At 74.8% G+C, this 23274-nt stretch carries 26 protein-coding genes and 1 pseudogene; 12 read left to right on the top strand and 15 right to left on the bottom strand.

Going from position 1 to position 23274, the window contains the following annotated elements; genetic code table 11:
* Positions 1–591 precede the first annotated feature (591 nt).
* The 3 genes from NLX85_RS05350 to NLX85_RS05340 all read left to right on the top strand — a co-directional run bounded on the left by NLX85_RS05350 (position 592) and on the right by NLX85_RS05340 (position 3041).
* Positions 592–1140 (top strand): hypothetical protein, encoded by a 549-nt coding sequence (locus NLX85_RS05350; RefSeq protein WP_254331899.1) that lies wholly within the window; start codon positions 592–594, stop codon positions 1138–1140.
* Positions 1141–1306: 166 nt separating this feature from the next.
* The gene (locus NLX85_RS05345) at positions 1307–2185 is read left to right on the top strand and encodes an LPXTG cell wall anchor domain-containing protein (protein ID WP_254331898.1); all 879 of its coding nucleotides are present in this window, start codon (positions 1307–1309) and stop codon (positions 2183–2185) included.
* 118 nt (positions 2186–2303) lie between these two features.
* Positions 2304–3041, top strand: coding sequence for a Clp protease N-terminal domain-containing protein (locus NLX85_RS05340; protein ID WP_254331897.1), 738 nt, complete (start codon positions 2304–2306; stop codon positions 3039–3041).
* A gap of 87 nt (positions 3042–3128) precedes the next feature.
* Here NLX85_RS05340 and NLX85_RS05335 read toward each other — a convergent pair whose 3' ends face one another.
* The 4 genes from NLX85_RS05335 to NLX85_RS05320 all read right to left on the bottom strand — a co-directional run bounded on the left by NLX85_RS05335 (position 3129) and on the right by NLX85_RS05320 (position 5698).
* On the bottom strand, positions 3129–3644 hold the full coding sequence (locus NLX85_RS05335) for a hypothetical protein (RefSeq protein WP_254331896.1): 516 nt from the start codon (positions 3642–3644) through the stop codon (positions 3129–3131).
* A gap of 93 nt (positions 3645–3737) precedes the next feature.
* Positions 3738–3923 carry a DNA repair protein gene (locus tag NLX85_RS05330; protein ID WP_254331895.1) on the bottom strand — a complete coding sequence of 62 codons (186 nt, stop codon included), beginning with the start codon at positions 3921–3923 and terminating at the stop codon, positions 3738–3740.
* Between the two features lie 64 nt (positions 3924–3987).
* Complete coding sequence (locus NLX85_RS05325) at positions 3988–5010, bottom strand: sensor histidine kinase KdpD (protein WP_254331894.1); 1023 nt, start codon at positions 5008–5010, stop codon at positions 3988–3990.
* Entirely contained in the window at positions 5003–5698 is a 696-nt protein-coding gene (locus tag NLX85_RS05320) for a response regulator transcription factor (RefSeq protein ID WP_254331893.1), read from the bottom strand. Before NLX85_RS05320 ends, NLX85_RS05325 begins: the two co-directional genes overlap by 8 nt.
* Before the next feature lie 128 nt (positions 5699–5826).
* On the opposite strand from NLX85_RS05320, the gene NLX85_RS05315 reads away from it, so the two are divergent.
* Positions 5827–6492 carry a GNAT family N-acetyltransferase gene (locus tag NLX85_RS05315; protein WP_254331892.1) on the top strand — a complete coding sequence of 222 codons (666 nt, stop codon included), beginning with the start codon at positions 5827–5829 and terminating at the stop codon, positions 6490–6492.
* 177 nt (positions 6493–6669) lie between these two features.
* Here the strand turns inward: NLX85_RS05315 and NLX85_RS05310 are convergent, their stop codons facing one another.
* Genes NLX85_RS05310 through NLX85_RS05300 form a run of 3 tightly spaced genes read right to left on the bottom strand, consistent with a single transcriptional unit; the run spans position 6670 to position 8286 of the window.
* Positions 6670–7377, bottom strand: coding sequence for a TetR/AcrR family transcriptional regulator (locus NLX85_RS05310; protein WP_254331891.1), 708 nt, complete (start codon positions 7375–7377; stop codon positions 6670–6672).
* Positions 7310–7810 carry a thiol-disulfide oxidoreductase DCC family protein gene (locus tag NLX85_RS05305; protein WP_091312870.1) on the bottom strand — a complete coding sequence of 167 codons (501 nt, stop codon included), beginning with the start codon at positions 7808–7810 and terminating at the stop codon, positions 7310–7312. Before NLX85_RS05305 ends, NLX85_RS05310 begins: the two co-directional genes overlap by 68 nt.
* Entirely contained in the window at positions 7807–8286 is a 480-nt protein-coding gene (locus NLX85_RS05300; protein WP_254331890.1) for a hypothetical protein, read from the bottom strand. The genes NLX85_RS05305 and NLX85_RS05300 overlap by 4 nt, the downstream gene beginning before the upstream one ends.
* Before the next feature lie 145 nt (positions 8287–8431).
* On the opposite strand from NLX85_RS05300, the gene NLX85_RS05295 reads away from it, so the two are divergent.
* Positions 8432–8791 (top strand): STAS domain-containing protein, encoded by a 360-nt coding sequence (locus tag NLX85_RS05295; RefSeq protein ID WP_254331889.1) that lies wholly within the window; start codon positions 8432–8434, stop codon positions 8789–8791.
* Between the two features lie 6 nt (positions 8792–8797).
* Here the strand turns inward: NLX85_RS05295 and NLX85_RS05290 are convergent, their stop codons facing one another.
* Both NLX85_RS05290 and NLX85_RS05285 read right to left on the bottom strand, forming a co-directional pair.
* Positions 8798–9994, bottom strand: coding sequence for a PP2C family protein-serine/threonine phosphatase (locus tag NLX85_RS05290; protein ID WP_254331888.1), 1197 nt, complete (start codon positions 9992–9994; stop codon positions 8798–8800).
* A 36-nt stretch (positions 9995–10030) separates the two neighbouring features.
* The gene (locus NLX85_RS05285; protein ID WP_254331887.1) at positions 10031–11482 is read right to left on the bottom strand and encodes a glycoside hydrolase family 3 N-terminal domain-containing protein; all 1452 of its coding nucleotides are present in this window, start codon (positions 11480–11482) and stop codon (positions 10031–10033) included.
* A 123-nt stretch (positions 11483–11605) separates the two neighbouring features.
* Here NLX85_RS05285 and NLX85_RS05280 point away from each other — a divergent pair, with 123 nt between their 5' ends.
* A complete protein-coding gene (locus NLX85_RS05280; protein WP_254331886.1) occupies positions 11606–12781 on the top strand; it encodes an ROK family transcriptional regulator in 1176 nt (391 codons plus the stop codon).
* Between the two features lie 112 nt (positions 12782–12893).
* Here NLX85_RS05280 and NLX85_RS05275 read toward each other — a convergent pair whose 3' ends face one another.
* Together NLX85_RS05275 and NLX85_RS05270 are read right to left on the bottom strand one after the other, a co-directional pair.
* Positions 12894–13904: an ABC transporter permease subunit gene (locus NLX85_RS05275; protein ID WP_254331885.1), complete on the bottom strand. Its 1011-nt coding sequence runs from the start codon at positions 13902–13904 to the stop codon at positions 12894–12896.
* Entirely contained in the window at positions 13901–14905 is a 1005-nt protein-coding gene (locus tag NLX85_RS05270; RefSeq protein ID WP_254331884.1) for an ABC transporter ATP-binding protein, read from the bottom strand. The genes NLX85_RS05275 and NLX85_RS05270 overlap by 4 nt, the downstream gene beginning before the upstream one ends.
* Before the next feature lie 75 nt (positions 14906–14980).
* Between NLX85_RS05270 and NLX85_RS05265 the strand changes: the two are divergent.
* Together NLX85_RS05265 and NLX85_RS05260 are read left to right on the top strand one after the other, a co-directional pair.
* A pseudogene (locus tag NLX85_RS05265) lies at positions 14981–15878 on the top strand (ABC transporter ATP-binding protein).
* 19 nt (positions 15879–15897) lie between these two features.
* Positions 15898–16797, top strand: a complete 900-nt coding sequence (locus NLX85_RS05260) for a PfkB family carbohydrate kinase (protein WP_254331883.1) — start codon at positions 15898–15900, stop codon at positions 16795–16797.
* A gap of 2 nt (positions 16798–16799) precedes the next feature.
* Here NLX85_RS05260 and NLX85_RS05255 read toward each other — a convergent pair whose 3' ends face one another.
* Complete coding sequence (locus NLX85_RS05255; protein ID WP_254331882.1) at positions 16800–17768, bottom strand: helix-turn-helix domain-containing protein; 969 nt, start codon at positions 17766–17768, stop codon at positions 16800–16802.
* Positions 17769–17839: 71 nt separating this feature from the next.
* Here NLX85_RS05255 and NLX85_RS05250 point away from each other — a divergent pair, with 71 nt between their 5' ends.
* Complete coding sequence (locus NLX85_RS05250; RefSeq protein WP_254331881.1) at positions 17840–18292, top strand: rhodanese-like domain-containing protein; 453 nt, start codon at positions 17840–17842, stop codon at positions 18290–18292.
* A gap of 3 nt (positions 18293–18295) precedes the next feature.
* On the opposite strand, the gene NLX85_RS05245 is transcribed toward NLX85_RS05250, so the two are convergent.
* Together NLX85_RS05245 and NLX85_RS05240 are read right to left on the bottom strand one after the other, a co-directional pair.
* Positions 18296–19024, bottom strand: a complete 729-nt coding sequence (locus NLX85_RS05245; RefSeq protein ID WP_254331880.1) for a hypothetical protein — start codon at positions 19022–19024, stop codon at positions 18296–18298.
* Positions 19025–19146: 122 nt separating this feature from the next.
* Positions 19147–19629: a DUF6232 family protein gene (locus NLX85_RS05240; RefSeq protein WP_254331879.1), complete on the bottom strand. Its 483-nt coding sequence runs from the start codon at positions 19627–19629 to the stop codon at positions 19147–19149.
* A 68-nt stretch (positions 19630–19697) separates the two neighbouring features.
* Here NLX85_RS05240 and NLX85_RS05235 point away from each other — a divergent pair, with 68 nt between their 5' ends.
* On the top strand, positions 19698–20126 hold the full coding sequence (locus NLX85_RS05235) for a nuclear transport factor 2 family protein (protein ID WP_254331878.1): 429 nt from the start codon (positions 19698–19700) through the stop codon (positions 20124–20126).
* On the opposite strand, the gene NLX85_RS05230 is transcribed toward NLX85_RS05235, so the two are convergent.
* Positions 20072–20605, bottom strand: coding sequence for a DUF6232 family protein (locus NLX85_RS05230; protein WP_254331877.1), 534 nt, complete (start codon positions 20603–20605; stop codon positions 20072–20074). The genes NLX85_RS05235 and NLX85_RS05230 overlap by 55 nt on opposite strands.
* Before the next feature lie 145 nt (positions 20606–20750).
* Here NLX85_RS05230 and NLX85_RS05225 point away from each other — a divergent pair, with 145 nt between their 5' ends.
* Positions 20751–21524 (top strand): enoyl-CoA hydratase-related protein, encoded by a 774-nt coding sequence (locus NLX85_RS05225; RefSeq protein WP_254331876.1) that lies wholly within the window; start codon positions 20751–20753, stop codon positions 21522–21524.
* Between the two features lie 106 nt (positions 21525–21630).
* A complete protein-coding gene (locus NLX85_RS05220; RefSeq protein ID WP_254331875.1) occupies positions 21631–23253 on the top strand; it encodes an acetolactate synthase in 1623 nt (540 codons plus the stop codon).
* Positions 23254–23274: the final 21 nt, after the last annotated feature.

The raw sequence follows: 23274 nt of genomic DNA, 5'->3' as shown, positions 1-23274 counted from the left end.
CGGTTCGGTCAGGCCCGGTCCTCTCGGATCGGGCCTGACGCGTTCCGGGCCCCCAGCCCCCCCGCCACACCGCTGGCATATCCAAGATCGGGCTGCCCGACGCCGGCTGCCGTCGGCTTGGGGCGAACGTCCGACGCCGCCCCTGGCCTCGAATGGCTGAGTGGAACGTCATGTATGTCTCCGGCGCCCGGATACCTTCGTGGTGTTCCACCGAGCGTGGGCGCGGGGCGTTGGGTGGAACGTCATGGGTGTCTCCGGCGCCCGGATGCACCCATGGTGTTCCGCTCGATCGGTGCGGCCTGGGCGGGGTGTCCGTTTCGGGGGTGGTCGGCGGCACCCTGGCGGCGGAATGGCCGGCGGGCCGGGGTCGTTGTATCCCCGTGAACGATCGAGGAGGACGGCCCGCGGACGCGGGTGTCCCGGGCCCGGAATGATGGTGGGCCGCCGGTCGTTGTACATGGTCCCGGCGCGACGAAGAGGCCCCGCCCCGCGCACCGGATCCCCCAAGACTTTGTTGAGCGCCTGACGGTGCTTGCGCACGGCCGACCCCCTATCGGCGTGTGCGCCAACCCCCGAATGGAGCTTTCCCCCATGAACACGATGCTGCGGAAGAGCGTTCTCGGTATTGCTGGTCTGGCCTTCACCGGTGGCATCTTCGCCGGTCCGGTCGCCGCCCACGCCGACGCCGCCCCCGTGCAGGGCACCAAGCCGGTCGCGGTGAGCGTGCAGGGCGCGCAGTCGAAGATCGACCTGAACGACGAGCAGACCGCCAACGCCAAGGCGATCATCGCCGCCACGAAGAAGGCCGGCCTGCCGGAGCGGGCCGCGGTCATCTCCATCGCCACGTCGCTGCAGGAGTCGAAGCTGGAGAACCTGGGCCACCTCGGCGACCGCAACGACCACGACTCGCTGGGCCTGTTCCAGCAGCGCCCGTCCTCGGGTTGGGGCACGCCGGAGCAGATCACCGACCCCGAGTACTCCACCCTGGCGTTCCTGAAGGGTCTGAAGCAGGTCGACGGCTGGCAGGACATGCCGCTGACCGAGGCCGCCCAGACCGTGCAGGTCTCGGCCTACCCGGACGCGTACGCGCAGTGGGAGCAGCAGGCCGCCGACATCGTCGCCCACAGCTGGAACAGCTGACACACACGAACGAACGCTGGCCGGCACCCCGAACAGGGGGTGCCGGCCAGCGGTGTCGTGCATGCCACAGTGGAGTGTGGGTCCGGTATGCGAGCATTCGCCGGGCCCCGACGGCGGGAGAAGATGGGTAGGGTCTTGCGGTCATCCTGAATACGGGGGTTTTCGCATGACCGCACGTTTCGCCGCCCGCCTCGCTCTGGGGGCCTCGGTCCTCGCCGCCGGCGTCGCCGCCCTGCCGTCCGCCGGGCACGCCGCTCCGGGCCCGGACAGCGCCACCCTGGCCGCCGTCACCGAGGTGGACCCGGCCACCGGGCTCAACATGAAGTACCCGGTCAAGTCCGGTGAGGTGGTGCCGGCCGCGCTCGGCGTGACCAACCTCGGCGACGCCCCGGTGGCCGGCCTCGTGGTGCAGGTCCGGGTGCTCGACGACCTGGACCTGGCCGTCAAGCACGACAACTGCTGGTACGCGGTGGACAGCAACCTGGAGTCCGCCTGGTGCGAGTTCGACAGCGAGCTGGCCGCGAAGCAGACCCTGGCGATCGTCGGTGACGTGGTGACCGTCAAGGCCGACGCGCGGCCCGACAAGGTCACCTCGATCGTCTTCCACTGGTACGGCAAGCAGTGGGTCGACGCCCAGGGCGGCGTGCAGCAGTTCGCCGACGGCGACGCAGGCCAGGGCACGAAGGCGGTGCGCGGCACCCAGGCGGCCCTGACTCTGGCCGAGCGGGAGCTGCCGCTGCCGGAGACGCCGCGGCCGATCAACTTCGCGTACGCCCAGCTGGTCGTGCCGACCACGCAGCCCACCCCGACCGCGACGCCGACCACCGCGCCGACCGCCACCCCGACGGGTGGCGCCGAGCCGACGGCCACCTCGACCGGCGCCCCGGGTGCGCCCGGCGCGGGTGCCTCGGGCGGCGAGGGCGGCGGCCTGCCGGTGACCGGCGCGAACATCGGCGTAATGGCCGGAGTCGGCGGGGCGCTGCTGCTGCTCGGCGGGGGCGGTTACCTGATCGCCCGCCGCCGCCGTACCCGCTTCGTCGCCTGACCGCACGCCGCACAGCGCCCCGGCCCGCTCCCCGCGGGCCGGGGCGCTCTGTCATGTCCGCGCCGGGAGTCGTCAACCAACGGTTGACGCGCCGACTCCGTCAACCTATGGTTGACGCATGGAGGAGACAGAGCCGCTGAAGATGACCCACCCGGTACGCCTCGATGAGCTGATCGACGGCATCAAGAAGGTGCACGGTGACGCGCTGGACCAGCTCACCGGCGCCGTCCTGGTCGCCGACACCCTGGGCGACATCGCCGACCACCTGATCGGACACTTCGTCGATCAGGCCCGCCGGTCGGGGGCCTCCTGGACGGAGATCGGCCGCAGTATGGGGGTGAGCAAGCAGGCCGCCCAGAAGCGGTCCGCCGCGAAGGCCGAGACGGCCGCCGCGCTCGACCCGAACGCCGGCTTCGGCCGGTTCACCCCGCGGGCCCGCAACGTGGTGGTGGCCTCGCAGGAGGAGGCGCGCACCGCCGGCAACGCCGAGATCACGCCGGGGCACGTCGCCCTCGGCCTGCTCGCCGAACCGGAGGGGCTGGCGGCCGCGCTGATCGTGGCCCGGGGCGTACCCCTGGAGCGGCTGCGGGAGGCGGTCACCGCGACCCTGCCGGCGAAGGCCGACCAGGTTCCCGACCTCATCCCCTACGACGCGCGGGCCAAGAAGGTCCTGGAGCTGACCTTCCGGGAGGCGCTGCGGCTCGGCCACAACTACGTCGGCACCGAGCACATCCTGCTGGCCCTGCTCGAGGAGGAGGACGGCGACGGTGTGCTCACCGGCCTCGGGCTGGAGAAGGCGGCCCTGGAGTCCGCGGTCGAGGGCGCCCTGGCCGAGATCACCCGCAAGCGGGCCTGAGCCGCGCCGCACCACAGCCCCCGCCGGGCACGCGCCACACCCCGCGCCGGGCACGCGCCACGGGGGCGCGTGCCCGGCGCGGGTGCGTCAGGCGGTGGGGAAGCCGTAGCGGGCCGCGTGCTCCGGGTCGGCCGGGTCGACCTGGCGGATCCCCGCGTCGGCGAGCCGCTTGTTCACCTCGTCGAGCTGTTCGCGGACCAGCCGGGCCTCCTCCTCGGTGACCCGGCCGCGGTGCGGCTTGCCGGCGTGCTCGATGGTGCCGTAGTCGATCTTCTCGGCGCCGCGCCGGACCTTGGGCGGCTTTACCCGCTCGGCGGTACGCAGCAGCCGCGCCATCGGCACGTCGGTGGCCATCGCGTCGAACTCGCTGGCGGTCAGCACCACCCGCCGCGGCTCGCCGCCGCCGTGCTTGTCGTGGATCTCCACCACGGCCACGTCCAGCGCGGCGTCGTCGAGGCTCTCCACCTCGACCGGGGTGGCGTCGAGTTGCACGGGCCCGGCGACCAGGTCCGGGTGCTCCAGCACGACGACCTTGACCACCTCGTCGTCGGGGCGCAGCACCTGGCCGCTGAAGTCGGAGACGTGGATCGTCTTCTTGCCCATGCGCGGAGCTTCTCCTGTCGTAGGCCGGGTTTCGGACCACAAGACGCTACAGGACACCTGTGCGAAAGCTCGGTGCGGAGCGGGCCAGGCGTGTCAGCGGGCGGTGAGGCCGCGCCGGGTGGAGGCGCCGGCCGGCAGCGCGTTCAGCGCCGCCCAGGAGAGCGACCCGCGCCGGGCCCCCCGGTAGTCGGCCTGCGCCGGGAACCGCCCGGCGGCCTCGACGGCCCGCCAGCGCTGCTCGGCGTCCTGCTGGTACCGGTCATTCGGCTGATTCGGCATGACCATTACCGTCCCAGAGAAACTTGTACATGTATGGAAATGAATATGACGCGGGATCGATGCGTCAGGTTCCCGTGGCCGGCAACCGGACCACGAATCGGCAGCCGTCGGTGATGTTCTGGACATCTACCCGCCCGCCGTGCGCCTCAATCAGCCCGCGCACGATGGCCAGCCCGAGCCCGCCCGAGCCGCCGTCGTCGGCGGCGCGCGGGGTCCGCGCCGGCTCGCCCCGGAACGCCACGTCGAAGACCCGGGGGAGGTCGCGCTCCGGGATCCCGCCGCAGGTGTCCGCGACGGCCAGCCAGGCGGTGTCGGCGTCCCGGCCCGCGTCCACCCGGACGGTGCCGTCGTCCGGGGTGTAGCGGATCGCGTTGAGCAGCAGGTTCCCCACCACCCGGGCGAGCTCCGGCTCGCTGGCGGTCACCGTCGGCCAGCCCGACTCGGGGGCGAGGAGCCGGATCCGGCGCGCGGCGGCCAGCGGCGCGGTGCCGGCCAGTGCGTCGGAGACCACGTCGCCGAGCGGCACCGCGGACAGCGACAGCCGCAGCGCGCCCGCGTTGATCCGGGACAGCTCGAACAGGTCGTCGACCAGCCGGGTCATCCGGTCGGTCTCCACCCGGATCCGGCGGTGGTACTCGGCCACCGTCGCCGGGTCGTCCACCACCCCGTCCTCCAGCGCCTCGGCCATCGCCCGCAGCCCGGCGAGCGGGGTGCGCAGGTCGTGCGAGACCCAGGCGACCAGGTCACGGCGTCCCTTCTCGATCCGGCGCTCCCGCTCCCGCGCCTGGTCGGCCCAGACGGCCGCGGCGGCCAGCCGGCGGCCGAACAGCCAGCCGACGGCGAGGCTCACCACCGCGGCGGCGGACACCGTGGTCAGCACCACCTCGAGGTCGTGCGGGGAGAGGAACATCGCCTCGGCGACCACCGCCACCCCGGCCGCCACGGCGCCGACGGTCATGGCGAGCAGCACGAAGATGTGCACGGTGATCGACCGGCCGCGCAGCGACCGCAGCGCCACGGCGCCGGCCAGCCCGACGGCGAGCGCCGCCACCAGGGCCGCCCCGAAGATCAGCGCGAGGTCACGCATCGGCGGGCTCGTACCGGTAGCCGACGCCCCAGACGGTGACGATCCGGCGGGGCGCGGCCGGGTCGGCCTCGATCTTCTCCCGGAGCCGTCGCACGTGCACGGTCACCGTCGACTGGTCGCCGAAGCGCCACCCCCAGACCCGCTCCAGCAGTTCGGCCCGGCGGAACGCCCGCGCCGGGTGCCGCATGAGGTGCGCCAGGAGGTCGAACTCGCGCAGGGTCAGGGTCAGCTCCCGGCCGTGCAGCCGGGCCACCCGGGGGCCGGTCGCCACCTCCAGGCCGCCGTCGGCGAGCAGCTCCGGGGGTGCGCCGGCCGGGTCGCCGCCGGCCCGGCGCAGCACCGAGCGGACCCGCAGCACCAGCTCGCGGGGGGAGAAGGGCTTGCTCAGGTAGTCGTCCGCGCCCAGTTGCAGGCCGAGGATCCGGTCGGCCTCGTCGCCGCGGGCGGTGAGCATGACGATGGGTACGCCGTCCGGCCGCTCCCGCAGCCGCCGGCAGACCTCCAGCCCGTCCAGCACCGGCAGCATGAGGTCGAGCACCACGAGCTGTGGCGGTTGGCGGGCCACGGCGGCCAGCGCGGCGGCCCCGTCCCCGACGTGGCCGACCTCGTAGCCGGCGTGCTCCAGGTAGCGGCAGACCACGTCGGCGACCGTCCGGTCGTCGTCGACCACCAGCACCCGTTGCGCCACGGCGTACCTCCCCGTACCCGGAGGCCAGCGTAGCCACGGGCGGGTGGTCGATCTATTGCCGAGTTCTTACGGCGCCCGGCGGGCGCAACCGGCGCGCCGGACCGGCGCGGCGGGCGTACCGTGATCACGTGCTCGACCGGCGATTGTTCCTGCACCTGGCGACCTGGTTGGGGCAGTGGCCGGCCGGTCCCGGGCTGCACGTGGTCCGGTCGCACCGGCGGGCCCGGCCGGCCTGGGACGGCCGGCTGCGGCCGGCCGTCGCGGTCGCCTCACCGGAGTGCGCGCTCCTGTCGGTGCCGCCGGACCGGGCCGCAGCGATCCGGGACCTGGTCCGGGAGCGGCCCGACGGAAGCCTGCTGCCCGCCCTCCCGGCGGCGGTCGGCGCGCCGGAGTTCACCACCCACGAGGGGCTGTTCCGGTGGAGCACCGCCCCGGCGCCGCTGCCGGACGTCGGAGAGTGGGTCGCGCCGACCACGCCCGGGTTGCCGCCGTGGCTGCGGCTGTTCGACCGGGAGGTGCTGGTGGTCCGGGACGCCGACGGGGCGTACCAGGCGGGCGCGGGGATCAAGCGGCACGACGCGTACGGGCACGAACTGGCGGTGGGCACGGCGCCGGCGGCGCGGGGGCGCGGGCTGGCCCGGCGGCTGGTCGCCCAGGCGGCCCGGCGGGTGCTGGACGAGGGGGCGGTCCCCACCTACCTGCACGACCACGGCAACCACGCCTCGGCGCGGGTGGCCGAGGCGGCCGGCTTCCCGGACCGGGGCTGGACCTCGTACGGGGTCTTCCCGCGTTGAGGCGGGCGCGGACCGTGGATCCCGGGCCGGATCCACGGTCCGCGGCCTCTCCTCCCAGGTCCCGACCCTGGTAACGCTATGTGTCCACCGCGTGTCGAGCAAGGGGTGACGGGCCGGTGACCCCTGTCCGGTTACGGACTTGACCTGCGATTCAGTCCGTCGTGGCGGCCGGGGCGGTCAGTGACGCAGCGTGTGGATCAAGGTGACGACCTGGCGGGTCACGGGGCGCAGCACCCGGAGCCGGGACAGCCCCACCAGCCGGTCGACCAGCGGGACCGCGCCGTCGATGAGCTGGCGGGTCTTGGCCTGGCCGGGGGAGCGGTCGTGCACCCAGTAGAGCACCACGCCCATGTAGCCGAGCCAGAGCAGCTCGGGCAGGGGTTCGCGCAGGTCGGCGTCCACCTTGGCGGCCGAGCCCTCCAGCACCTCGCGGAACAGCGCGACCGACGCCTCCCGCGCGCCGGACGACTCGGCGGAGAACGGGCTGAGCGGCGAGGTGGGCTCGGCCGCCGTCTTGAAGAAACTGGCGGCGAACGAGTGGTACGGCGTCAGCACGTCCACCCCGGCGTGCAGCACGGCCGCCAGCCGGGCGGCGAAGTCCCGCTCCCGGGCCAGCGCCGGCGCGGCCACCACCTGGTGTTCGCGCTGGGTTTCCGCGTAGAACTCCTGGATCAGGTGTTCCTTGGAGCCGAAGTAGTAGTAGGCGTTGCCCACCGCCACGCCGGCCTCCTGGGCGATGGCGCGCATGGTGGTGCGCGCGTACCCCCGCTCGCGGAACAGCCGCAGGGCGGTGTCCAGGATCAGCTGACGGGTCTGCTCACCCCGGGCGGTCGCCCCGGTGCTCGGGCCGTCCGCAGCGGTCGTCGGCGCAGTCTGCTCGGTCATCGTCGTCACCGTATCCCGGGTCCGGCCGGGGTTCCCGGACCAGCTCACGTACCGCGGAGGCGGTCGTCACCATCCGCCGGGCCAGCGGCAGCAGGTGCGGGCGGGCCAGCCGCTCGGCCGTCCCGCGGTGGTCCGCCAGGGCCCAGAGGCAGGCGAACCAGGCGCCGTCGCCCGCGTAGACGGCGCCGGTGTCGGCCACCACGGTCAGGTCCCGCAGCGTGGCGTCGTGGTCGAGCCCCGGGAAGCGCCGCCGGGCCTCCGCCGACCCGGCCGGCACGAACTCCAGGGGTACGAGCTGGGCGCGCGACGCGAGCCACTGGCGGGCGGCCCGGCAGAGCGGGCAGTGCGCGTCGTAGAGGACGGTGAACCCGCGGATCCCACCGGCCCCGTGCCCGGTGGGATCCGTCGGGCGCCCGCCCGGGGCGAGCGTCATCGTGGCGGTACGGGCGGCGTCTGCCCCGGCGTGGGTCCGGCCGGCGCCGGTCCGGCCGGGTTGACCGGTCGGGGGCCGCCCTGCGGCGGGAGGTAGCCGACCGGGGCGAGCGGCGGGTGCCCGGCTGCCTGCTGGCGCAGCCGCCCGCGGCGGTAGCGGCCGAGCGCGAACACGTTGAAGAAGTGCAGCGCGCCGAGGACGAGCAGCACGAGGCCCACCTTCATGGAGAGCTGTTCCAGTGCCTGGCTGGTGTCGCCCACCGGGTCGGACTCCTTCATGGCGACCGTGACGTAGCCGAGGTTGAGCAGGTAGAAGCCGACCACCAGCAGGCTGTTGACGGCGTCGGCCAGCCGCTTGTCGGCGAAGACGTCCTCCAGGAACACCAGCCCGTTGCGGGAGAGCGCCCGGGCCACCCAGACGGTCAGCCCGATGCTGACCGTGAGGTAGGCCAGGTACATCCAGACCTTCGCATCCATCGTCGTCGCCCCTCTTGAACGCGTTCAAATTGAAGTCCGGCTCAGCGTACGACAGGATTTGAACGCGTTCAAGTAGCCGTACGTCGCGCCGATGCCGCGCGGCCGGTATGGTCGCGACGGCGTTGACGGAGCGGACGGGTGGGTCATGGAGATCGGTACGCGTGACGCGGGGGCGGGCCGGCTGGTCCTCAGCCTGGTCGGCGACCTCGACATGGCCGGGACGCCCGCGTTCGACCGGGCGCTCGACGGCGTGCTGGACCGGCCGGGCCTGCTGGAGGTCGTGGTCGACCTGGGCGGTGTCGCCTTCCTCGACTCGACCGGGGTGGCCGCCCTGCTGCGCGGCGCCGCGGAGGCGGTCGGCCGCGGCGCCAAGCTCCGGGTGGCCGACCCGCAGCCCCTGGTGGCCCGGGTGCTGCGGATCACCGCGGTCGACGTCCTGCTCGGCTGGCCGGACGGCCGGGACGACGGCTCCGCCGTGGAACCCGGCTGGCGCCGCCTGCGCTGAACGGCCTCAGGGCTCCGTCCGGGCCGCCGCCGCGCCGGACCACTCCATCAGCACCATGCTGGCGTCGTCGCGGGAGGCGGTGCCGCGGTGCGTCGCCACGGCGCGGCTCAGCCGGCGCAGCGTCTCCGCCGCGGGCAGCTCCGAGCCGATGTGCCGCTCGGCCAGGTCGGCCAGCCGGGGCAGACCGAACATCTCCCCGGCGGCGTCACGCGCCTCGGTCACGCCGTCGGTGTAGAGCAGCAGCCGGTCCTCCGGCTCCAGCCGGGTCTCGCCCGGCGCGCCGCCGGGCAGGTTCAGTCCGAGGGGCGGGCGCCGGCCGCCGGTCAGGGCCCGGACCGCCCGTCCCCGGCGTAGCAGCACCGGGGCGGGATGGCCGGCGTTGACGTACCGGACCAGTCCGGTGTCGACCTCGACCTCGGCCAGGACGGCGGTCACGAACCGCCCGTCCCGCCACTGGCTGAGCAGGGCCGCGTCGACCGCGGCGGCCTGCTCCCCGAGCCCGCCGCCGGTGCGCCGGGCGGCCCGCAGGGCGGCGAGCGCCACCGAGGTGGTCAGTGTCGCGGGCAGCCCGTGGCCGACCCCGTCCAGCACCGCGAGCGCGAGCCGGCCGCCGTCCAGCGCGTAGTCGAACGCGTCCCCGCCCACCTCGTAGCAGGGCTCCAGGATCGCGCTGACGGCAACCGTGTCGGTGGCGAAGGTGAGCGGCGGGAGCTGTTGCCAGAGCAGCTCGGCGGAGACCGCCATGGGTTCGCTGCGCCGGACGCGCTGGAGGCCGTCGCCGTACGAGGACTTGCTGGCCACCAGGTGCCCGACCAGGCCGGCGATCGCCCGGCAGCCGTCCCGCACCACGGGGTCGTCCGGGTCCGCCCCGACCGGCAGGCCGACCTCCAGCAGGCCCAACCGCTCGGTGCCGTCGACGACCGGCACCCAGAGCCGGCCGTCCTGCCCGGCGCGCGCCCGTATCTCGGTGTAGGCGCGGCCGGGCAGGCTGGCGTCGATCGGCAGCGGATCCGGCAGCGGTCGACCCGGCTCGGGCAGCGGCCGCAGCAGCTCCTGCTCGACGTCCACCAGGTAGGTGGTCACGGTCACGCCGAGGTCGCGGACCGCCGCGGTCACCGCCGCGGACAGGGCGTGCGGGGGCACCCGGTGGGACCGGGCGACCAGGTCGGCCAGCGCCCGGTGCCAGGGGTCGATCGCACTCATCCGGACGGAGTACCCCGGAACGGGGTCCGGCAGACCTCAGCCGGACAGGCCGAGCACCTGTGCCGCCGCCCGGCCGTTGGCGTGGCTGGCGCCGTACGTGGTGACGAAGGCCCGCGCGCCGGTCGGTCGCCAGCCGCCCGGCCAGCCCATCTCCACCACGGTCACCCGGTGTGTGGCGGCCAGCGCGTCGACCAGCTCCCGCGCCCCGGGCAGCCGGTGCAGGTGCCGGCCGACCAGCACGATCTGCCGCTCCCCGGCGAGCCGGCGCAGCTCGTCCGGGTCGGTCTCGCCGGCGACCGCGCGGACCTCCTCGACGCCGGCCAGGTGCGGACCCAGCCCCCACGGCACCCGCCCCTCGGCGATGGTGGAGGTGGCGTGCACCTGCACCACCAGCGGCGCGGTGAGGCCGGTGACGTCGCCCTCCACGCGCACCGCGCGCAGTGCGGCGGCGTAGCCGAGGCCGTCCGGGTTCGTGGCCGCGGTGCCGCCCGCTGCCGTCCAGGCGGCCAGCTCGGCGGCCCGGCCGGCGGCCTCCTCGACCCGGGCCCGGTCCAGCCGGCCGTCGGCGAGCGCGGCCACGATCTCCTCGACGACGTGCGCCACCAGGTCGGCGTCGACCTTGGCGCCGATGCAGAGCAGGTCCGCACCGGCGGCCAGGGCACGGACCGCGGCCGGTCCCACCCCGCCGGCGGCCAGCGCGGCGCCCTTCATCTCCAGCGCGTCGGTGATCACGGCGCCGGTGAAGCCGTACTCGCCGCGCAGCAGGTCGACCAGGACCGCCCGGCTGAACGTCGCCGGACCGTCGCCGGTCAGGGCGGGCACCCGGATGTGCGCGGTCATGACGGCGCGTACGCCGGCGTCGACCACCGCGGCGAACGGCGGCAGGTCCCGCTCGCGCAGCACGGCCGGTGGCACGTCGACGGTGGGCAGCTCGTAGTGGGAGTCGGCGACCGTCGCGCCGTGCCCCGGGAAGTGCTTGGCGCAGGCGGCCACCCCGGCGGACTGGAGGCCGGCGACCGCGGCGGCCGAGTGGGCGGCCACCCGGGCCGGGTCGGCGCCGAACGAGCGGGTGCCGATCACCGGGTTCTCGTCGGCGGTGTTCACGTCGACGGTCGGCGCGAGGTCCAGGTTGATGCCGAGGGCGGCCAGCTCGGCGCCGATCGCCGCGTACACCTGGCGGGTCAGGGTCAGGTCGTCGACCGCGCCGAGGGCGGCGTTGCCCGGGTACGGGCTGCCGGTGGCGTGCGCCAGCCGGGTGACGTCCCCACCCTCCTCGTCGATCGCGATGAGCACGTCCGGGCGGCCGGCGCGCAGCGCCGCGGTGGTCGCCGCCACCTGGGCCGGGTCGTGGATGTTGGTGCCGAACAGGGTGTGCCCGGCGAGCCCGTCGGCGAGCAGGTCGACCGCCCAGTCGGGCGGGACCGGGCCGGGGTACGCCGCCAGCAGCGTGCCCAGCGCGAGCCGACGGAGTCCTGGATCCAACCCCACGAGTAGCCCCTTTCCCTGCCGGGTCGTCCGACGGCCCCGGATCGGGGTGGCCGATACGCTAACGGACACCCCTCGGCAGGCGTTTTGTGGTTAGCAAACTTTACTGAAAATAGAGGACGTGGCATGAGTGCGACCCGGCTGCCCGGCACCCCCCGACTGTTGCGGGCGCTCAACGATCGCGCGGCGCTGGAGCTGCTGCTCGAGCAGGGGCCACTGACCCGGGCGCGGATCGGCGAGCTGACCGGGCTCTCCAAGGTCACCGCGTCGCAGCTGGTCGAACGGCTGGAGGAGCGCGGCCTGGTCGCCCGGGTCGGTGAGCAGGCCGGCGGGCGGGGCCCGAACGCCCAGCTCTACGCGGTCCGCCCAAGCAGCGCGTACGTGGTCGGCGTGGACGTCGGGGCCGAGCGCGTGGTGGCCGCCTGCGCCGACATCACCGGCGCGGTGGTGGGCCGGGTGGAGCAGTCCACGAAGGACACCGACGACCCGGTCGGCGTGGTGCACAACGCGGTGGTCCAGGCGGCCAGCAGCGCCGGCGCGGAGCTGTCCAGCGTGCGGCGGATCGTGCTGGGCACCCCGGGTCTCGTCGATCCGGGCACCGGCGACATCACCTTCGCGTTCAACCTGCCGCGCTGGCACAGCGGCCTGCTCGCCGCGCTCCGCGAGGACCTGCACACCCCGGTGGTCTTCGAGAACGACGTGAACCTGGCCGCCGTGGCCGAGGCCCAGTCGGGCGCGGCGCAGGGTACGGCGGACTTCGTGCTGGTCTGGGTGGACGCCGGTGTCGGCCTGGCGATCATGCTGGGCGGGCGGCTGCACCACGGCAGCAGTGGCGCGGCCGGCGAGATCGGCTACCTGCCGGTGCCCGGCGTGCCCATCCCGCGCGACGTGTCGAAGCGGGCCAAACCGGCGTTCCAGCAGCTCGCCGGGGCCGACGCGGTCCGCGCGGTGGCCGCCGAGCACGGCTTCGCCGCGGCCGGCGCCGCCGACGCGGTGCGCGCCGCCGTCGCCGCCGGCACCGCCGGCGGGCCGATGCTGGACGAGCTGGCCCGCCGGCTGGCGCTCGGCGTGGCGAGCACCTGCGTGGTGCTCGACCCGCCGCTCGTGGTGCTGGCCGGCGAGGTGGGGCAGGCCGGCGGGGCGGCGCTGGCCGAGCGGGTGCAGCACGAGGTCGCCGCCATCACCCTGGTCCGGCCGCGGGTGGTGAGCACCGGGCTGACCGAGGAGCCGATCCTGCGCGGCGCGCTGCGCACCGCCCTGGACGCGGTGCGCGACGAGGTGTTCGGCTCGACGGTCGGCTGACCGCCGGCCCGTCGTCGCCCGCGCCGCCATGTGAAGGAATTCTTCACGAAGCGGCGAGCGACTGCAAGGAGTTGCCGGTGCGGCCCCTGGTCGGGGGCCGCACCGGCGCGACTCAGATCAGGTCCCGGCGGCGGAACACCGCGAAGGCCGCCACGACCAGGGCCGCGGTCAGGCCGAGCAGGACCACCAGCCCCGGCGCCCAGCCCACCGTGTAGGAGCCGTCACAGAAGCCGCCGTTGCCGCCGTCGCAGGCGCTGCCGTCCCAGAACCGGGCCTCGCCGCTCAGCCAGGCCGCCAGGTAGCTGGAGAGCATGAACCGCTCCGGGCGGGTCACCTCCAGGATCTGGAACACCAGCCGCGCGCCCAGCTCCCACACCACCAGGTAGGCGGCCACCGTGCCGAGCGCCGCCGAGGTGTGCCGGCCCACGGTGGCAACGGCGAAGCCGAGCGCCGCGGCCAGCAGCACCAGCACCACGCCCCGCACCCAGACGACGCCGAGCGACGACCAGAACTCGCCACTGAGCCGGCCGGTCAACCCGGACGCCACGCCGATCAGCCAGAACACCCCCAGGTACGCCACCGACGCCAGCGCGGAGAGCCCGAGCAGCCCGCCGAGCAGCGTGCCCAGCTTGGCGCCCAGCACGGAGATCCGGCGCGGCCGCCAGAGCAGCAGGTTGACCACGCCGCCCGAGTTCAGGTCGGCGCCGATGTACGAGGCGCCGACCAGGAACCCGAACATCGCCAGGAACGCGATCAGGAAGTAGAGCAGCGGCTCGGCCTCGTTGGCGAAGACGAACACCCCGCTGAGGTAGTCGGAGGCGGCCGGCAGCTTCTCCATCCGCGCCGGGTCGATCTGCGCGCAGTCCCGGGGCAGGTAGTCGTTCTCATCGGGGGTCACCGTGCCCGCCTTGATCCGCAGGCACCGGTCGTGCGCCAGTTCCATGTTGCGCACCTCCTCGGCGGCCTGCGCCTGGGCCCGGCTCAACTCCACGGGCGTGGGCCGGTGCGAACCGGCAAGCGTGGTCGCCACGGTCACCGCGAAGGCGACCACCAGCAGCAGCACCATGAGCTGCACGAAACGGCGGGCGGCCAGCCGCTCCAGCTCGGCACGGACCAGGTTCACGCGTCCACCTCCCGGCTCTCCCGGACGTCCAGGTCGATCACTCCGTCGAGCGGCGGGGCCCCGTCCACCTGGCGGGGCAGCGCCGGGTGCGGGTGGTCGCCGGTCAGCTCCAGGAAGACACTCTCCAGATCCGGCCGGAGCGGGATCAGCTCGCGCACCCACAGGCCCTCCTCGCCCAGCGTGCGGCTGATCAGCTCGGGGTCGACGACCCCGGTCACCACCAGGTGCTCCGGGTACGCGGTCACCGACAGGCCCGCGCGGCCGAGGAGCTCCACGGCCCGCTCGGGCTCGGCCACCCGGACCTGCCACTCGTGCTGGTCGAAGCCGGCCAGCACATGCTCCACCGGCCCGTACGCGACCCGCTGGCCCCGGCTGATGATCGTCACGTGGTCGCAGATGAGCTGGATCTCGGCCAGGATGTGGCTGGAGAGCAGCACGGTCACCCCGGCCGCGGCGAGCGACCGCATGAGGTCGCGCATCTCGCGGATGCCCGCCGGGTCCAGGCCGTTCGCCGGCTCGTCCAGGATCAGCAGCTCCGGGTTCTTGAGCAGCGCCGAGGCCACCGCCAGCCGCTGCTTCATGCCCAGCGAGTAGCCTTTCACCCGCTCGTCGCCCCGGTCCCGCAGGCCCACCTGCTCCAGCACCTCGTCGACCCGGGTGGTGGGCACGCCGCCGGCCAGCGCCAGCAGCCGCAGCGTCTTGTGGGCGGTGAAGTTGCCGAAGAACTGGGGGCTCTCCACGATCGCGCCGACCCGCCCGGCCACCTCGGACAGCCGTTCCGGGGAGTCGGCCCCGAGCACGCGCATGCGGCCGGCGTCGGCCCGCACCAGCCCGAGCAGGGCGCGCAGCGTGGTGGTCTTCCCCGAGCCGTTCGGGCCGAGGAAGCCGTGCACCTGCCCGCTCTCGACCAGCAGGTCGAAGCCGTCGACGGCGACCCGGCGCCCCTGACGCAGGGTGTGGAACGTCTTGCGGAGACCGGCGATCTCGATGACCGCGCTCATCCGCACGCCTCCCGGCAGCGGTCGGGCATGAGGAGTCCTCCCGGAGTGGTGACCAACGACACGGCGCCCCACCCTATGGCCGCGACGACGCCCGTGGGGGGCACCGGGCCGGCTGCGTGGTTGGATGGGAACCGTGACTGGTGACCTGATCCCCGGCGCCGCCGGCGCCCCCGCCCCCGCACCCGTGGACGCGGATCTGGTGGTCAGCCTCGACGGCGTCGGCGTCAAGCGTTCCGGCAGCGCGCTGCTCCAGGACGTCGACTGGCGGGTCGAGCTGGACGAACGCTGGGTGGTGCTCGGGCCGAACGGCGCCGGCAAGACCACCCTGCTCAACCTGGCCGCCGGCCGGCTGCACCCGACCACCGGCGTGGCGCACGTGCTCGGCGAGCGGATCGGTCGCACCGACGTCAACGAGCTGCGCACCCGGATCGGCCTCTCCACCGCCACGCTCGCCGAGCGGATCCCCGCCGACGAGCGGGTCACCGACGTCGTGGTGACCGCGGCCTGGTCGGTGGTCGGTCGCTGGCGGGAGAGCTACGACCGCACCGACGAGTCCCGGGCCCGCGCGCTGCTCGGCCAGCTCGGCGTCGCCCACCTCGCCGAGCGGACGTACGGCACGCTCTCCGAGGGCGAGCGCAAGCGGGTGCAGATCGCCCGGGCCCTCATGACCGACCCGGAGCTGCTGCTGCTCGACGAGCCGGCCGCCGGGCTCGACCTGGGCGGTCGGGAGGACCTGGTCGCCCGGCTCGCCGAGCTGGCGTACGACCCGGACGCCCCGGCCATGGTGCTGGTCACCCACCACGTCGAGGAGATCCCGCCGGGCTTCACCCACGCGCTGCTGCTGCGCGAGGGCGGCGTCGTGGCGCAGGGCCTGCTCGCCGAGACCCTCACGGCCGACAACCTGTCGAAGACGTTCGGCCTGCCGCTGGTCGTGTCGCGGGCCGGCGAGCGCTGGACCGCGCGCGCCGCCTGACCCGACGGGAGACGATGCCGTGCAGCAGACCCGGGTCGCCGTGGTGGGCAGCGCGAACATGGACCTGGTCGGCACCGCCGCCGCGCTGCCCCGGCCGGGGGAGACCGTGCTCGGCAGCGACTTCGTCATGCTGCCCGGCGGCAAGGGCGCCAACCAGGCCGTCGCCGCCGTGCGCGCCGGCGCGTCCTGCGTCTTCCTCGGCGCGATCGGCTCGGACGCCTTCGGGGTCACCCTCCGGGCCCGGATCACCGCGGCCGGCGTGGACACCGGCCACCTCCGGGTGGTGTACGGCTCCTCCGGCGTCGCCCTGGTCATGGTGGGCGGCGCGGGGGAGAACGCCATCCTGGTCACGCCCGGCGCCAACGAGGCGTTCACCGGCCTCACCGAGGGCGAGCTGGCCGCCGTACGCGAGGCGGACGTGCTGGTCGCGCAGCTGGAGGTGCCGGTCGAGACGGTGACCGCGGCGGCGCTGGCGGCCCGGTCGGCCGGCACCCGGGTGGTGCTCAACGCGGCGCCCGCCCGGCCGGTGCCGGCGGAGCTGCTGGCCGCGGTCGACCTGCTGGTGGTCAACGAGACGGAGGCGCACGCGCTCACCGGCCGGGCCGCCGACGAGCCGGCGGCGCTGCTGGAACTGGTGCCCCGTGCGGTGCTCACGCTCGGCGGCCACGGCGCCTGGTACGTCGAGCGCGACCGGCCCGCCGTGCACGTGCCGGCCGTGAAGGTCGACGTGGTCGACTCCACGGCCGCCGGTGACGCGTTCACGGCCGCCCTGGCGGTGGCCTGGGGCGAGGGTCGCGAGCTGGTCGAGGCGGTGCACTGGGCGGCGGCGGCCGGGGCGGCCTGCGTCCGCAGGCTGGGCGCCTCGGTGGCGCTGCCCCGCCGGGTGGAGATCGACGAGCTGTTCAGCCGGCCGGCCTGACCTCAGGCGGCCCCGGCCCGGAACGCCCGCCGGTACGCCGACGGCGACGTCCGCATGGCCCGGCCGAAGTGGTGCCGGTAGGTGACCGGGCTGTCGAAGCCCACGGCCGCGGCGATCCCGGCCACCGGGGCGTCGGTCGTCTCCAGGAGCGCCAGGCTGGCCCGCACCCGCTGGTCGATGAGCCAGCGGATCGGGCTGGTCCCGGTGGCCCGGGCGAAGTGCCGCAGGTAGCTGCGGGTCGACAGGTGGGCCTGCCGGGCCAGCGCCGCCACGGTCAGCGGCTCGGCCAGGTGGCGCACCGCCCAGGCCAGGCTCGCGGCGATCCGGTCGTCGTCCGGGTCCACACTCACCGGCGCCTCGATGAACTGGGCCTGCCCGCCGTCGCGGTGCGGCGGGATCACCAGCCGGCGGGCCACCGCGTTGGCCACCGCCGCGCCGAAGTCGCGCCGGACCACGTGCACGCAGAGGTCCAGCCCGGCGGCGCTGCCGGCGCTGGTGAGGATGTCGCCGTCGTCCAGGTAGAGCACGTCGGGGTCGACCGTGACCGCCGGGTGGCGGCGGGCCAGCGCGTCGGCGTACCGCCAGTGGGTGGTGGCCCGCCGGCCGTCGAGGAGGCCGGCGCCGGCCAGGGCGAAGGCGCCGGAGCAGATCGACATGAGCCGGGCGCCCCGGTGGTGCGCCCGGCGCAGCGCGGCCACCAGCTCCGGCGACGGGTCGACGGTCACGTCCGGCACCCCGGGCAGGATCACCGTGCCGGCCGCGGCGAGGGTCTCCAGGCCGTACGGGGTGTGCAGGGCCGCCCCGCCGACGACCGGCACCGGGCCGGGGCGCTCCGCGCAGACGGTGAGCCGGTACCAGTCGACCTCCAACTCGGGCCGGGGCAGCCCGAACACCTCGGTCACGATGCCGGTCTCGAAGACCGACATCCCCGGGTACGCGAGCACCGCCACGGTCCGGTCGACGGAGGTCATGGCGGAATGTTAGCGAAGGACGGCGATCACGCCACTCCCGCCGGTGTCCCGACGGGCCGCAGGATCGGCACATGACCTTCTCCGTGCCGCCGGCCGACCCGGCGACCGCCGCCGCCCACTTCCGCGCCCGACTCAGCTTCGAGACCGACGTCAGCGACGTGCACGCCGCCCTGGAGGCGGGCACGCCCGGACTGGTGGTGGTCGACTCGCGGGGCGACGCCGCGTGGCGGCAGGGCCACCTGCCGGGCGCCCTGCACCTGCCCACCGCCGACGTCGCCGCCCGCGGCGCCGAGCTCGTGCCGGCCGGGTCGACGGTGGTGACGTACTGCTGGGGGCCGGGCTGCAACGGCGCCACCCGGGCGGCGCTGGAGTTCGCCCGGCTCGGCCGGCCCGTGAAGGAGATGCTCGGCGGCTTCGAGTACTGGGCCCGGGAGGGGCTGCCGGTGGTCACCCCGACCGGCACGGTGCGCCGCCGGGTGGACGAGCTGACCGCGCCCCGGTCGGCGGTCGCCTGCGACTGCTGACGGTCAGTCGACGGGCTCGTCGGTCAGGCGTTCGCCCCGGCGGCGCAGCATGCCCAGCCCGGGGATGCCGGCCACGGCCAGCTTGAGGTCCCGCGTGACGTCCAGCAGGTCGTGCAGGTCCGGGCCGACCCGGTCCAGGGTGGCCAGGATCGGCAGCACGTCCGAGGTGAGGTGCTCCTTCAGCTTCGGCAGCTCGTCGACCAGCCGGATCGCCGCGGTCACCTCCTCCGGGCTGAGCTGCTCGACGAACCGGGCCGCCATCGGCGCGGCCCGGCGCAGCGTCGGCTCGTACGCGCCCAGCAGCTCGGCCGCGGTGCCGGCCGCCTCCCCGGCGGCGACCACCGTGCCGGCGGCCCGGGCGGCCACCGCGTCGGCCTCGGCGACCACGGTGGCCGCCGCCCGGGACACCCGGTCGGCCTCGCCCACCACGACGGCGGCGGCCGCGGCGACCTCGGTGGCGGTCTCGATCGCCTCGGTGGCGGAGGCGCTGATCACGGCGACCTCCCGGACCGCCGCCTCCGCGTCGTCGAGCACCCGGTCGGTGCGGTCCAGGGTGCCCTCGATCCGGTCGACCACCCCGTTGATCCGCCGCAGCAGCGTCTCCACGTCGTCGAGCACCGCGAAGGCGCGGGCCGGCACGGCGGCGAACGCGGCGGCCGAGCCGAACGCCTGGTCCAGGGCGGAACGGGTGAGCCCGACGACGGCGCCGGGACGGGGGAGGGGAATCGCCATGCCACCCAGTGTGCGTCCCGCCGGCCAGGACCGCCGGGTGGCGGCGGGGCGGCCACCGTCACACCCGCCGCCCGTCGGCGCGGACCGCGGCGGGGCGGCCGGCCGGCGGCCGCGCCGGGCGCTCAGCGGCGGTCGCCCTGCTGCTCGACGGCACGCTGCACGGCCCGGTAGATCTGCCCGAACCGGAGCGCGTCGGGGGTGCGCAGCAGCAGCTCCTCCCGCCCGTGGTGCTGAACCCACAGCTCGTGCACCCGGTTGCCGCGCTCGTAGGAGCGGTCCAGCCAGCCGAGCGGCACCTCCAGGAACGGGGTCAGGGCCAGCCCGACCACCACGAACGCCGCCACGATGACCAGCGCCAGCTTCCAGTCGCCCCGGTCCTGCGCGGCCCACGCCAGCGAGAGCACGCAGACCAGCGCGACGAGCGGCGGCAGCGACAGCAGCAGGACCAGCACCCCGCGGCCCAGGACCCGGCCCCGGACCGCCAGGGTGGTGGCGCCGCGGGCGTGCCAGACGTACGTGACGTCGGCGAGCGCGACGACGTGCCCGCCCGCGTGGATGGCCTCGGAGGTGACCTGTACCGCGTCGTCCCGGTAATAGATGGTCATCACTCAGCCTAACCACCGGGAGTCCAGAGGGGACGGTACGGCTGCCGGCGCGACGGTAACGTCGCGGCATGGCGGACCGGAGTGGGATCGAGGCGGGCACCGAGCAGGAGCGCAACATCGAGGTGGTCCGGCGGTACCTGCGGACCTTCGTCACCAAGGACCTGGCCGAGCTGGCCGAGGTGGTCGCCGAGGACGTGGAGATCTACGGCTCCGGCACGGCGGTGCGCGGCCGGCGGTACCCCGAGGCGGCCGTCTCCTCGCCGGGGTTGACCGTCCTCGACCAGCAGATCCTGGAGATCTTCGCGGCCGCGGACCGGGTGGTGGTGTCGATGGCGCAGACCTACCGGCGGGACGCGACCGGCGCGACCACGGTGCAGAGCGCCTGCAAGATGTACCGGCTGGCCGGCGGGCGGATCGTCCAGTTCTGGGGCGAGCAGGACACCTACGGCCTGCTGCGCGGCCTCGGGTTGCTGCCCGACGAGCCGATCGCCTTCTGACCGGCGCGCTGAGCCCGCTGAGCGGCGGGCGCGCTCTCCATGGCCCGCTGCACCGCCCGGTAGATCTGGCCGAAGCGCAGCGCGTCGCCGGTGCGCAGCAGCCGCACGGGCTGGCCCCGCCAGCGCGCCCACATCTCCCACTCCCGGCTGCCCCGGGCGTACGACCGGTCGAGGTGTTCGAAGAGCACGTCGGCGAGCGGCCCGACGCCGAGGCCGACCAGCACGGACGCGCCGACGATGGCGATCGTGACCACGGCGGAGCGGTGCAGCCAGACCGCCAGCCCGATGCCGAGCACGGCGGCCACCAGCGGGCCGGCGAGGGCCGCCCCGATCGCGCCCCGGCCGGCGAGCACCCGCCAGGAGCGGTTGCCCCGGCGGTGCCACACCATGCCCAGCTCGGCGAGGGGATAGGTGCGCCCGTCGACCCGGACGGCGGTGGAGGTGACCCGGACCGAGCGGTCGTCGTAGTAGGTGATCATGGCCTCACTCCCGGTGGCTGCGACAACTCCAGCTCGGCGCGTCTGACGCCGCGCGGCGACCTGGAGCCGTCGACACCACACTGTCTACCCCAACGACCCTGGTCGTAAGGTTGGCACGCGACTTCGACGAGGAAGTGAGGGCAGCGTGGGCGAGTTCGTCAGGCTGGAAGTGAAGGACGGCATCGGCACCATCCGGCTGGAGCGGCCGCCGATGAACGCGCTGAACACCCAGGTGCAGGAGGAGTTGCGCGCCGCCGCCGCGGCGGCCACCGCCGACGCCGAGGTCCGCGCGGTCATCGTGTACGGCGGGGAGAAGGTCTTCGCCGCCGGCGCGGACATCAAGGAGATGGCCGACATGTCCTACGTGGACATGGCCGACCGGGCCGCCGACCTGTCCAGCGCGCTGGGCGCGATCGCCCGGATCCCCAAGCCGGTGGTCGCCGCGATCACCGGGTACGCCCTCGGTGGGGGCTGCGAGCTGGCCCTGGCCTGCGACTGGCGGATCGTCGCCGAGGACGCCAAGCTCGGCCAGCCGGAGATCAAGCTCGGCATCATCCCGGGCGCCGGCGGCACCCAGCGGCTGGCCCGCCTGGTCGGCCCGGCCCGCGCCAAGGACCTGATCATGACGGGCCGGATGGTCGACGCCGAGGAGGCGCTGCGGATCGGCCTGGCCGACAGGGTGGTCCCGGCCGCCGAGGTCTACGAGGCCGCGGTCGCCTACGTGAAGCCGTACCTGACCGGCCCGGTGCAGGCGCTGCGGGCGGCCAAGCTGGCCGTCGACGGCGGTCTGGACATGGACCTCAACTCCGGCCTGGCCTGGGAGAGCCAGCTCTTCGCGGCGCTGTTCGCCACCGACGACCGGCGTGAGGGCATGGCGGCGTTCGTGGAGAAGCGCAGGCCGGGCTTCACCGGCCGCTGACCGCCGGTCCGGGTCGGCGGCCCACCCGCCGCCGACCCGAGAACGGTTCACATCCCGCCTACCGGCCAGTAGCGTGTGACTCCGGTCATGACGAAGGGAAGTGGCGATGACGGAACGGGTCGAGGGGCACGGCGGCGAACTGGCCCTCGCGGCGCTGCGCGCGCACGGCGTACGGGAGATGTTCACCCTCTCCGGCGGGCACGTCTTCCCGCTCTACGACGCCGCGCACAAGACCGGCTTCCCGATCTACGACGTCCGGCACGAGCAGTCCGCCGTCTTCGCCGCCGAGGCGGTGGCGAAGCTCCAACGCCGCCCCGGCCTGGCCGTGCTCACCGCCGGCCCCGGTGTCACCAACGGTGTCTCCGGCCTGACCAGCGCGTTCTTCAACGCCTCACCGGTGCTGGTGCTCGGCGGGCGCGCCCCGCAGTTCCGCTGGGGCTCCGGCAGCCTCCAGGAGATGGACCACCTGCCGCTGGTCGCCCCGGTCACCAAGCACGCCGAGACGGTGTTCGGCGTCGACGACATCCCGCGCGCGGTCACCGCGGCGCTCACCGCCGCGCTCACCCCGCACCGCGGCCCGGCCTTCCTCGACTTCCCCCTGGAGGCGGTCTTCTCGGTCGGCGAGGCCGACCTGCCCACGGTCACCCCGCCGGCGCCCATCGAGGCCGACCCGGACGAGGTCGCGAAGGCCGCCGCCCTGATCGCCGGCGCGTCCCGGCCGGTGATCATCGCCGGTTCCGACGTGTACGCGGGCGACGCCGTCGAGGCGCTGCGGGCCGCCGCCGAGTCCCTCCAGGTGCCGATCTTCACCAACGGCATGGGCCGGGGCGCGCTGCCGCCGGAGCACCCGCTCGCCTTCGCCAAGGCCCGCCGGGTCGCGCTCAAGGGCGCCGACGTGGTCGTGGTCGTCGGCACCCCGCTCGACTTCCGGCTCGCCTTCGGCGACTTCGGCGACGCGAAGGTCGTGCACGTGGTGGACGCGCCCAGCCAGCGCGCCGGGCACGTCCAGCCGGCCGCCGCCCCCGCCGGTGACCTGCGGCTGATCCTCACCGCCTTCGCCGAGCACCCCGGCGACCGGGCCGACCACGCCGACTGGATCGCCCAGCTGCGCACGGCCGAGGACGCCGCGAAGGCCCGCGACGCGGCGGAGATGGCCGCCGAGACCGACCCGATCCGCCCGGCCCGGGTCTACGGCGAGCTGCGCAAGGTGCTCGCCCCGGACGCCATCACCATCGGCGACGGCGGCGACTTCGTCTCGTACGCCGGCAAGTACCTGGAGCCGGCCCAGCCGGGCACCTGGCTCGACCCCGGCCCGTACGGCTGCCTGGGCACCGGCATGGGCTACGCCATGGGGGCCCGGGTCAGCCACCCCGACCGGCAGATCTGCGTGCTGATGGGCGACGGCGCGGCCGGCTTCTCACTGATGGACGTGGAGTCCCTGGCCCGCCAGCGGCTCCCCGTGGTGATCGTGGTCGGCAACAACGGCATCTGGGGTCTGGAGAAGCACCCCATGCGGGCCATGTACGGCTACGACGTGGCCGCCGACCTCCAGCCCGGGCTGCGCTACGACAAGGTCGTCGAGGCGCTCGGCGGCGCGGGCGAGACGGTGGAGAAGGCCGCCGACCTGGGCCCGGCCCTGTCCCGCGCCTTCGACGCGGGCGTGCCGTACCTGGTCAACGTGCTGACCGACCCGGCCGACGCGTACCCCCGCTCGTCGAACCTGGCCTGACCTCGACACCGCGACCGCCGT

Source organism: Micromonospora sp. A3M-1-15 (assembly GCF_024213425.1).
Taxonomy (GTDB): domain Bacteria; phylum Actinomycetota; class Actinomycetes; order Mycobacteriales; family Micromonosporaceae; genus Micromonospora; species Micromonospora chersina.
This window is presented reverse-complemented; position numbering and strand designations above follow the sequence as displayed.